7 protein-coding genes and 1 pseudogene are annotated in these 10001 nt (G+C 71.9%); 6 read left to right on the top strand and 2 right to left on the bottom strand.

The features are described 5' to 3' along the window. From G6R25_RS17505 to G6R25_RS17495, 4 genes and pseudogenes are all read left to right on the top strand, one after another. Positions 1-351 (top strand): hypothetical protein (locus G6R25_RS17505; RefSeq protein WP_163553854.1); only part of this gene is annotated, 351 nt, incomplete at its 5' end. Further along, positions 341-748: pseudogene (locus G6R25_RS31765) on the top strand (ferredoxin reductase); the annotation flags it as partial. The gene G6R25_RS17505 and the pseudogene G6R25_RS31765, both read left to right, overlap by 11 nt. A gap of 304 nt (positions 749-1052) precedes the next feature. Further along, complete coding sequence (locus G6R25_RS31760; RefSeq protein ID WP_235948863.1) at positions 1053-1280, top strand: 2Fe-2S iron-sulfur cluster-binding protein; 228 nt, start codon at positions 1053-1055, stop codon at positions 1278-1280. Between the two features lie 342 nt (positions 1281-1622). Next, positions 1623-2957, top strand: coding sequence for an MFS transporter (locus G6R25_RS17495; protein ID WP_235948861.1), 1335 nt, complete (start codon positions 1623-1625; stop codon positions 2955-2957). Positions 2958-3005: 48 nt separating this feature from the next. Here the strand turns inward: G6R25_RS17495 and G6R25_RS17490 are convergent, their stop codons facing one another. Continuing rightward, a complete protein-coding gene (locus tag G6R25_RS17490) occupies positions 3006-5081 on the bottom strand; it encodes an NAD(+) synthase (RefSeq protein WP_235948859.1) in 2076 nt (691 codons plus the stop codon). A 160-nt stretch (positions 5082-5241) separates the two neighbouring features. Here G6R25_RS17490 and nifJ point away from each other — a divergent pair, with 160 nt between their 5' ends. Both nifJ and G6R25_RS17480 read left to right on the top strand, forming a co-directional pair. Then, entirely contained in the window at positions 5242-8769 is a 3528-nt protein-coding gene (gene nifJ, locus G6R25_RS17485) for a pyruvate:ferredoxin (flavodoxin) oxidoreductase (RefSeq protein ID WP_163553852.1), read from the top strand. A 183-nt stretch (positions 8770-8952) separates the two neighbouring features. Further along, positions 8953-9528 carry a heme-binding beta-barrel domain-containing protein gene (locus tag G6R25_RS17480; protein WP_163553851.1) on the top strand — a complete coding sequence of 192 codons (576 nt, stop codon included), beginning with the start codon at positions 8953-8955 and terminating at the stop codon, positions 9526-9528. Between the two features lie 218 nt (positions 9529-9746). Here G6R25_RS17480 and G6R25_RS17475 read toward each other — a convergent pair. After that, positions 9747-10001 (bottom strand): hypothetical protein (locus G6R25_RS17475; protein ID WP_163553850.1); only part of this gene is annotated, 255 nt, incomplete at its 5' end.

Raw genomic sequence — 10001 nt, 5'->3', positions numbered from 1 at the left:
CAACACCACATTGATGTCACGCAAAGCGACGAAACGTTACCGGGAAAGGCTCACTATCTGGAAACAGACAACATCGACCTGGAGGTGACGCTCGTCGACCTCACCCTGCTCGCCGGTGTGGAGCGCATGAAGCAGCCACCCCGGTTGCAGTCCGCGCCCGGCGTCACCGATCCCGGGATGAGCGATCTCATCGTGCGCAACGAGTCACTGCAGTCCGAACTCGAGCTACTCCAGAACGAGCACCGCGCTGCGGGACACCAGCACGAGGAGTTTGGCCGCGTCCTGTTCGAACTGCACCGGCGCAGGACGAACCGCGCGGCAGCCGCCGCAGGAGTAGGCCATGACCGATGACACTCGCGACGTCGTAGTAACCGAGCGAGTCCACCACGCCCACGACATCGTAGGACTCACCCTCGCCGATCCCTCCGGTGCCGCCCTCCCCGACTGGCAGGCCGGCGCACACATCGATCTGCTGCTGCCCGACGGACGCGCACGCCAGTACTCCCTGTGCGGCAGCGACGGGGCCTGGAGCATCGCGATACTCAACGCGCCCGACGGCCGTGGTGGGTCGGCCTGGATCCACGACAACATCCGCGAAGGTGACGTGATTCAGGTCCGGGGCCCGCGAAACACGTTTCGACTCGCGGCCGCGCAACGGTACGTGTTCATCGCCGGCGGCATCGGGATCACGCCGATCATCGCCATGGTCCGGGAGCTGGAGCGCCGGGAAAACCAGAACTGGCAGCTGACCTACGGCGGCAGGTCCCGCGCATCGATGGCCTTCCTGCACGAGCTCGAACGCAGGGGCGAGCGGGTGGCCATCGCACCCCAGGATGAGACCGGGCTCATCGACATCCCGGCGGCGCTGGGGCAACCGCAGATCGCAACCGCGGTCTACTGCTGCGGACCAGAACCGCTGCTTCAGGCGGTCGAGCGGGCGTGCCGTTCCTGGCCGCCCGGGACACTGCAGGTCGAGCGCTTCACGTCGGTCAGGAGCGACAAGCACGGACGACCAGCCCTTCGAGGTCGTGGCCGAACGGTCCGGTGTCACCGTGATCGTCCCCCCTGGCGTTTCCGTGTTGGACGCGCTCGCCGACCAGGGCATCCACATCGCCACCTCCTGCGGCGAGGGAGTGTGCGGCACCTGCGAAACCAAGGTGTTGGCGGGCGAGGTCGACCATCGGGACTCGCTGCTGACCGAGGAGGAGCGCACCGCCAACACCGTGATGATGGTGTGCTGCTCCCGAGCACGCGGCCCACGACTCGTCCTCGACGTCTGACCCTGCCCCGCCCAGCTGCCGCTGTCGCCCGGGCGAGCGTCCGGGCGACGCCGCCGGGTAATTGGTTGCGTCCGGGCACAACCGCGGTTGACGATCGGAGGGTTTGGCCCGCGGGCCTGGAGGGGAGCAACGTGGTTGCGCAGGACCAGGGCCCGGGGCGGCCCGTACCGTCGCCCCCGTCATTCGTGCCGGCCGAAGTGGCCGTCGACCTCGCCGAGGACGCGCCGCCGTTAGCCGGCCGGATGCACGCCGGCGCCGGCGTCACCCGCGAGGGGGCGGGGTCGGACGCCGGACGCCGGGCGCCGGCAACAGCGGCTGATCCTGCTGACCTGCCTGGCGGGGATGTTCGCGACGACGTTCACGGCGACCGTGCTGTCCGTGTCGATCCGGACGGTGGCCGGCGACCTGCACAGCAGCGTCGACGTGATCTCCTGGGCGGTGACCGGCTCGCTGCTCGCGCAGGCGGTCGCGATGCCGATCCTCGGCCGGGTCGGCGACATCCGCGGCCACCGGCGCACGTTCCTCGTCGGCTCCGTGCTCGCCGTCGTGTTCTCGCTGGCGACCGCGCTGGCCTGGGATCCGGTGTCGCTCATCGCCTTCCGCGCAGCGGCGCAGGTGGCCGGGGCGGCGACGATTCCCGCGTCGTTCGCGATGCTGTTCCACGCCTTCCCGCCGCACGAGCGGGTGCGGCCGTCGGCCTGGGCGTCGGGGGTGCTGTCCGGGGCGTCGGTGAGCGGGCTCGCCATCGGCGGGCTGGTCATCGACTCGATCGGGTGGCGGCCGCTGTTCGTCATGCAGGCCGGGATCGCACTGATCCCGCTGGTCGCGGCGGTGAAGGTGCTGCCGGTCGACGTCGGTAACCGCAGCCTGAAACTGGACAAGGCCGGCGCGCTGGTGCTCGGCGCGGCAACGTTCGCGCTGACCTTCGGGGTCAACCGGGCCGCCGGCTGGGGGCTACGGCCGATCGTCGTCGGCCTGCTCGTGGCCGTCCCGTTGCTGTTGTGGCTGCTGGTCGTCGTCGAGCGGCGCACCGCCATGCCGGTCCTGCCGACCGCGCTGCTCGGCGAGCGTGACATCCGGGCCGCGGGGGCGAGCTCGTTCCTGCTCGGCGCCGCCCACATGGGCAACTTCCTGGTCACGCCGCTGCTGCTGGAGGGAGTGTTCGGGCTGTCGGTCGCGGCCACCTCCCTGGTGACGATGACCCGAACCCTGTCGATCGCGCTGGCCGCGCCGTCGGCGAGCCGGCTGGGTGCCTGGATCTCGTCGCGGGTGCTCGCGGGCGTGGCCGGCGGGGTCTACACCGTCGCCTTGGCCGTGCTCGCCCTCGGCACCCAGTACGACCGCCTGCCCGTGGTCGTCGCCGGCCTGATCGTCAGCGGCCTGGCGTTCGGGCACGCCCAGCCGCCGCTGCTCGTGATCACCGGCAATGCCGCCCCCGCGGACAGCTTCGGCCTGGCCACCTCGCTGCAGCAGACCGCCAACCAGATCGGCGCGGTGATCTGGATGAGCCTGCTGTCGGCGATCGTCGGCGACGCGCTGCACGCCGCCCCGTTCACCGCCGCCTACCTGGCCGCCGCCGGCCTGTCCGCCGCCGCCGGCCTCGCCATCCTCTTCGCTCACCGCGGGCCCACCCTGCCTCTCCAGAGGGATAAAGCGGACACGCAGGCCTCCGGATAAGCAGAGCCGCCCGCCGCCCGCCGCCCGCCGCGGGGCAGCGGGGCGGGGTCAGCGGGGCGGGCCGTTACGGTCGAGTTCGGCGAGCCAGGCGGCGGCGCTGGCGTCGGACGGTGCCCGCCAGTCGCCGCGCGGGGACAGGGTGCCGCCGAAGGAGACCTTCGGGCCGTTGGGCAGCGCCGAGCGCTTGAACTGCGACGCGATGAAGCGGTGGAGGAACTCGCGCAGCCAGCGCACGATCGTCGTCATGTCGTAGGCGTGCCGCTCGGCGTCGGGGAAGCCGGCCGGCCAGCCGGACGAGCCGGCGTCGTGCCAGGCGTGCCAGGCGAGGAAGGCGATCTTCGACGGCGCCAGGCCGTGGCGCAGGAGGTGGTAGAGGAAGAAGTCGTGCAGCTCGTAGGGGCCGATGCGGTCCTGCGTGCTCTGGATCGCCCCGGTCTCGGCGTCGGCAGGGACCAGCTCGGGGGAGATCTCCGTGTCGAGGACCGCGGTCAGCAGCTTGCCGGTGTCCTCGTCGAACTGGTCGTGGCCCACCGCCCACCGGATCAGGTACTGGATCAGCGTCTTGGGCACGCCGGCGTTGACGGCGTAGTGGCTCATCTGGTCGCCGACGCCGTAGGTGCACCAGCCCAGCGCCAGCTCGCTGAGGTCGCCGGTGCCGACGACGAACCCGCCGTGGTGGTTGGCGAGCCGGAACAGGTAGTCGGTGCGCAGCCCGGCCTGCACGTTCTCGTAGGTGACGTCGTAGGCGGCGGCGCCTTCGGCGGCGGGATGCCCCAGGTCGGCGAGCAGCTGGCGGGCGGCGGGGCGGATGTCGATCTCCGCCGCCTCGACGCCGAGCGCCCGCATCAGCGCCCAGGCGTTCGCCTTCGTCTCGTCCGAGGTGGCGAACCCGGGCAGGGTGTAGCCGAGGATCGTCGTGCGGGGCACCCCGAGCCGGTCGCAGGCCTTCGCCGCGACGATCAGCGCGTGCGTCGAGTCGAGCCCGCCGGAGACGCCGATGACCATCCGGCCCCCGCCGGTCGCCCGGAACCGCCGGGCCAGGCCGTGGACCTGGATGTTGAACGCCTCGTAGCAGTCGAGGTCGAGCCGCTCGCGGGTGTCGGGGACGAACGGGAAGCGGCGCTGGTGGCGGCGCAGCCCGACGTCACGGCGGTGCGGGCGATGGGAGAAGCGGACCGTGCGGAAACTGCGCTCGGGCTGGCCGGCCAGCACGGCGGCGTCGTTGAACGTCCCCGTGCGCATCCGTTCCTGGCGCACCCGGGCGAGGTCGACGTCGGCGACGAGCAGCTGGGGGGAGTCGGCGAAGCGTTCGGATTCGGCGAGCAGATCCCCGAGCTCGTGAATGGTGCCCTGCCCGTCCCAGGCCAGGTCGGTGGTGCTCTCGCCGGTCCCGGCCGCCGAGTAGACGTAGCCGGCCATCGCCCGCGCCGACTGGGCGGCGCACAGCTGCGCGCGGTCGGCGGCCTTCCCGACGACGATGTTCGACGCGGACAGGTTCGCCAGCAGCGTCGCGCCGGCCATCGCCGCGTACGACGACGGCGGGATCGGCGCCCAGTAGTCCTCGCAGATCTCGACGCCGACGACGAGGTCCGGCAGATCCGCCGCCTCGAAGATTAGATCCGTGCCGAACGGCACCGTCTGCCCGGCGACGGTGATCTCCAGGCCGGTGACGCCGGCGCCCGAGGCGAACCAGCGCTTCTCGTAGTACTCGCGGTAGTTCGGCAGGAACGTCTTGGGTACCACGCCGAGGATCCGCCCGCGCGAGATCGCCAGCGCCGTGTTGTACAGCCGCCCGAGCCGGCGCAGCGGCGCCCCGACCAGCAGCAGCGGCGCGAGCTCGCGGCTGGCCCTGCACACCGTGTCCACCGCCTGCTCGACCGCGCCGAGTAGCGCGTCCTGCAGGTGCAGGTCGTCGAGCGCGTACGACGACAGCCCAAGCTCGGGGAAGACGACGACGTCGACGCCGCCGGTGTCCCCCTGGCGGGCCAGCGCGACCGTCGCCTCGGCATTGCGCGCCGGCTGCGCGGTCACCACCAGCGGCGTGGCCGCCGCGACCCGGGCCAGGCCGTGGCTGTGGATCGCGGCGAACTCCCGCCACACCTCGCCGAACTCTGGCTGCGTCACATCGCCTCGCATCCTGTCGACATTGTCGGTGTGCGCTGCCCGCATTGTCGCTCTCCCGCCCGCGGGTGAGCCAAACAGGGACTCCTACCGGTAACTTCCGTCTTCCGGTAAGGGAAGGAAGTCCCTCGTCGCTGCGTCATCCGCAGCCGACTCTGGGTGTATGGGTCAGAAGACGATCGATGGTAACGAGGCTGCCACCTCGGTGGCCTACCGGGCAAGTGAGGTGATCGCCATCTACCCGATCACCCCGGCGTCGGGGATGGGAGAGCTCGCCGACGCCTGGGCGACGAAGGGCCGGGCGAACCTGTGGGGCGCGGTCCCCGATGTGGTCCAGTTGCAGAGCGAGGGCGGTGCCGCCGGTGCGGTGCACGGGGCGTTGCAGGCCGGCGCCCTGTCGACCACGTTCACGGCCTCCCAGGGCCTGCTGCTGATGCTGCCCAACATGTTCAAGATCGCCGGCGAGCTCACGCCGATGGTCCTGCACGTCGCCGCCCGCACCATCGCCACGCACGCGCTGTCCATCTTCGGTGATCACAGCGATGTGATGGCCGCGCGTTCGACCGGCTTCGCCATGCTCTCCTCCGCCTCCCCCCAGGAGGCCCACGACCTGGCCGCCGTCGCGCACATCGCCACGCTGGAATCCCGGGTCCCGTTCCTGCACTTCTTCGACGGCTTCCGCACTTCGCACGAGCTCAACGAGGTCCACGAGATCGACGACGCCACGCTCGCTGGGCTGCTGCCCGCCGAGCAGGTCGAGGCGCACCGGCTGCGCGCGCTGTCCCCGGACAGCCCGGTGATCCGCGGCACCACCCAGGACCCGGACACCTTCTTCCAGTCCCGGGAGGCGTCGAACGCCTACTACACCGCCGTCCCCGGGATCGTGGCGCGGGCGATGGACCGGGTGTCCGCGGCCACCGGACGGTCCTACCGGATCTTCGAATACCACGGGCACCCCGAGGCCGAGCGGGTCGTCGTCGTCATGGGCTCGGGTCGTTCCGCGGTGCGCGAGGCCGTCCTGCGCCTCGTCGCACGCGGTGAGCGGGTCGGGTTCGTCCAGGTCCGGCTCTACCGGCCCTTCGACGGCGCGGCGTTCGTCGCCTGCCTGCCGGCGATGGTCCGCTCCCTCGCGGTCCTCGACCGGACGAAGGAGCCGGGCGCCCTCGGTGAGCCGCTGCGCCTCGACGTGATCGCCGCGCTCGCCGAGCGGCCGGAAAGCATGCCGCGGGTCATCGGCGCCCGCTACGGGCTGGCGTCGAAGGAGTTCACCCCGGCGATGGCCGCGGCCGTGTTCGACGAACTGGCCAGCGCCGCGCCGCGCCGCGAGGTGACGGTCGGCATCCACGACGACCTCACGAACCTCTCCCTCGACGTGGACGACGCCGGGTATCCGGAGGACGCCGACGTCCGCCGGGCGGTGTTCTACGGCCTCGGCAGCGACGGGACGGTCGGCGCCACCCGGGCGAGCGCCGCCATCGTCGCCGACCACACCCCGCTGCACGCGCAGGCCTACTTCGTGTTCGACTCCAAGAAGTCGGGGTCGATGACGGTGTCGCACCTGCGCCTGTCGCCCCGCCCGGTCGACGCGCCGTGGCTCATCAGCGACGCCCAGTACGTCGGCTGCCACCAGTTCTCGCTGCTCGAGCGGGTCGACGTGCTCGAGGTGGCCGCCACCGGCGCCACCGTGCTGATCAACAGTCCGTTCCCGGCGGAGCAGGTGTGGGAGCACCTGCCCGCCGACGCGCAGCGCCACCTGCTCGAGCGTGGCGCCCGGCTGTTCGTCGTCGACGCCGACCGGGTGGCCCGCGAGGCCGGCCTGCCCGGGATCGTCAGCCCCGTGCTGCAGACCTGCTTCCTGCAACTGTCCGGGCTGCTGGCGGCCGACACGGCGGTCACGGCGGTCAAGGACGCCATCCGCGTCGCCCAGGGCAAGCGCGGCGAGGCCGTGCTGCGACGCAACTTCGCCGCCGTCGACGCCTCCCTCGGCGCGCTGGCCGAGGTCGACCTGACCGGCCGCACCGTCGGGGAGCGCACGGCCCGGCGGTTGGAGGGCGACGCGCCGGTGTTCGTCAAGGAGGTCACCGCCCGGATCATGGCAGGGGAGGGGAACCTGCTGCCCGTCAGCGCGCTGCCGGCCGACGGCACCTTCCCGGTCGGCACCGCCCGCTACGAGAAGCGCGCCATCGCCCACGAGCTGCCCGTGTGGGACGCCGACCTGTGCATCAACTGCGGCAAGTGCACGATCGTCTGCCCGCACGCCGCGATCCGGATGGCCGCCTTCGACCCGGCGCTGCTCGCCGACGCCCCCGCGACGTTCAAGTCGCGTCAGCCCAGGGACAAGGACCTCGCCGGGCTGCGGGTGAGCATCCAGGTGGCGCCGGACGACTGCACCGGGTGCACCCTGTGCGTCAAGGTCTGCCCGGCGACCAGCCGAGAGAACAAGGAGCACAAGGCCCTCGACATGGTGGCCGCGGCGCCGCGGCTGGCCGAGGAGCGCGCCGGCTGGGCGTTCTACGAGACGCTGCCGCGGATCGACCCGACGCGCATCCCCGCGGAGAACGTCCGCGGCTCGCAGTTTCGTCAGCCGCTGTTCGAGTTCTCCGGCGCCTGTTCCGGCTGCGGCGAGTCGCCGTACCTGAAGCTGCTCACCCAGCTGTTCGGCGACCGGATCCTGGTGGCGAACGCCACCGGCTGCTCGTCGATCTTCGGCGGGAACCTGCCGACGACGCCGTGGACGACGGGCCCCGACGGCCGCGGCCCGGCCTGGGCGAACTCGCTGTTCGAGGACAACGCCGAGTTCGGCCTGGGCATGCGCCTGGGGCTCGACAGCCACGCGCGGGAGGCCCGTCGGCTGCTGCAGGCCGCCGCGCCGATCGTCGGCGACTCGCTCGTCGACGAGCTCCTCGGCGCCGACCAGAGCACCGACGCCGGCATCCTCGCCCAGCGCGCCCGCGTCGCCGAACTGCGCCGGCGCCTGGCCGGCACCGAGCACGACGCCCGGCTCGACCCGCTCGTCGACAACCTGGTCGACAAGAGCGTGTGGATCGTCGGCGGCGACGGGTGGGCCTACGACATCGGCTTCGGCGGCCTCGACCACGTCCTCGCCTCCGGCCGCAACGTCAACGTGCTCGTCCTGGACACCGAGGTGTACTCCAACACCGGCGGGCAGGCGTCGAAGTCGACGCCGCGCGGCGCGGTCGCGAAGTTCGCCGGCGGCGGCAAGCGCACCCGCAAGAAGGACCTCGGCCTGCTCGCCGCCGCCTACGGCGACGTGTACGTGGCGCAGATCGCGCTGGGCGCCAACGACCAGCACACGGTGCGGGCGTTCAACGAGGCGGCGAGCTGGCCCGGCCCGTCGCTCATCGTCGCCTACAGCCACTGCATCGCCCACGGTATCGACATGACCGAGGGCCTGTCCCACCAGAAGGCGGGGGTGAAGTCGGGTTACTGGCCGCTCTACCGGGTCGACCCCCGCTCCGAGCAGCCGTTCTCGCTGGACTCGCGGCCGCCGTCGATGACCTTCGCCGAGTTCGCCGCCACCGAATCCCGCTTCACCCGGCTCGGCGCGGTAGCCCCCGATGCCGTCGCCGAGCTGACGGACCTCGCCCAGGAGGACATCCGCGCCCGCTGGCAGACCTACGAGCACGAGGCCGCCGCGGCGCCCCGCACCGGCGACGCCTCGCAGACCTGACCGACCGCCCGACCCCCCGACCCCCCGCCGCCGTCCGCCGCCGTCCGCTGCCAAGCTGGACGGCGGCGGGGGCCCGGGTGGGTCAGGGCGCCGACGGGCTTCGGGGGCTCGCCACGTAATGTCTGGATGTTCCGGTGGTTTTGCGCCGGTTTCGGGAATTTTTTAGTCTAGGAGGGTTCGGCGTTGACGGAGAAGGTTGGTCCGGAGTGGGGGCCGCTGGCGGCCCTGGCCGGCGAATGGGAGGGCGACCAGGGTGTCGACGTCGCCTTCGGCAACGTCGAGGGTTCGATGATCACCACCCCGTACCGTGAGCGGGTCACGCTGAAGCCGTTCGGTCCGGTGGACAACGGCACGCAGCATCTCTACGGCCTCGACTACAAGATGGCGGCGTGGCGGTTCGGCGAGGAGGCCCCGTTCCACACCGAGCTCGGCTACTGGCTGTGGGACGCCGAGCTCGGCCACGTCATGCGCAGTTTCCTGGTGCCCCGCGGGCAGACCCTGATCGCCGGCGGCGTGGTCGCGCCCGACGCGACCAGCTTCACCCTGCGCGCGGACCTCGGCTCCACCACGTACGGCATCCTGTCCAACCCGTACCTGGCCCGCGCGGCGAACACCACCGCATACGAGGTGACCATCACCGTCAACCCTGACGGCAGCTTCGCCTACGACGAGACCACCACGATCGACCACTCGCGGGTGCCCACCGGCCCGGTCGCCCACACCGACCGCAACATCCTGCGCCCCGTCGCCGACGCCTGACGCTCTACTCCCACCCCGTCGGGCCGCAGTCTGTGGCCTGACGCCGGTGGCCCGCCGATTGCGGTGCGCTTCGAGCGGTGCGGTGCGTACGATCCGTAGGGCTCAGACCGGGCAGAACGCACCGCAACCGGCCCCACCCTGGTCCGGACTGACTCGACTAAGCCGGCCGGGGATCCTGGTGTTCCGCGGTTCCGCGCTGTGGCGAGGATGTGCGGTGGTCAGGTCGCGGCGGTGGCGGCGCCGCCGCCGGCTGGCCCCGGGTGCTTGGCCTGCGCTGCCCGCCGTCTCGGCGAGCCGTGCCGTTCGCCGCCCGGCCGGTCGCCGGGAAGCGACGCACCGGTTCGCGTGGTGACTAGCGGCACGGTGGTGCGCAGCAGGCTGATGACGCGGTGCAGTTCGGCGTTCTCCCGGGTGAGGCTGGTAGCGACGGAGCTCGGTGTGGGCGAGAAGGTTGGCGGACTCGGCCTGGCGGA

Origin of the sequence: Candidatus Frankia alpina (assembly GCF_902806485.1) — a bacterium.
Classification (GTDB): Bacteria; Actinomycetota; Actinomycetes; order Frankiales; family Frankiaceae; genus Frankia; species Frankia alpina.
Note: the sequence above shows the minus strand (reverse complement) of the source record. Positions and strands in the feature narration are given on the sequence as shown.

Coding starts and splice junctions, on each gene's coding strand:
- G6R25_RS17495 (WP_235948861.1), top strand. CDS start 1,623: ATGTTCGCGACGACGTTCACGGCGACCGTGCTGTCCGTGTCGATCCGG.
- nifJ (WP_163553852.1), top strand. CDS start 5,242: ATGGGTCAGAAGACGATCGATGGTAACGAGGCTGCCACCTCGGTGGCC.